General features: G+C 67.8%; 1 protein-coding gene. It reads left to right on the top strand.

The annotated features are described in order from the left end of the window. Positions 1 to 469, top strand: a 469-nt coding sequence (locus AACY52_RS30750) for an SDR family oxidoreductase (protein WP_339561454.1), incomplete at both ends; no start/stop codon positions are given.

Below are 469 nucleotides of genomic sequence, written 5' to 3'. Positions count from 1 at the left end.
ACAAGGCGGTGAAAACGCACGGCCGGCTCGACGTGATCTGGGCCAATGCCGGCGTGTCCGGCGGCCTCGTCCCGCTCGGCGAGCAGACCGTGGAACAATGGCAGGAGGTGCTGCGCGTCAATCTGATCGGGCCGTTCCTGGCGATAAAGCACGCCGCCCCCAAGATCGCCGAGCGTGGCGGTGGCGCGATCGTGCTGACCGCGAGCGTCGCGGGCATCCGCTCGGGCGCGGGGTCGCCCGCTTATTCCGCATCCAAGGCTGGCGTTATCAACCTGGCGATGGTGTCGGCACAGCAGCTTTCGGGATCGAATGTCCGCGTCAACGCGATCTGCCCCGGCTTGACCGAGACGGGCATGACCAGGCCCACCTTCGATTATGCGCGCGACGCGGGGAAGATGGATCGGCTCGGTCGGCTGAACCCGCTGCGACGCGGCGCGCAGCCCGAGGAACTGGCGGAAGTCGCTGCCTT

Source organism: Pseudomonas sp. EA_65y_Pfl1_P113 (assembly GCF_963970525.1).
GTDB classification, from domain to species: Bacteria; Pseudomonadota; Gammaproteobacteria; order Pseudomonadales; family Pseudomonadaceae; genus Aquipseudomonas; species Aquipseudomonas tritici.
This window is presented reverse-complemented; position numbering and strand designations above follow the sequence as displayed.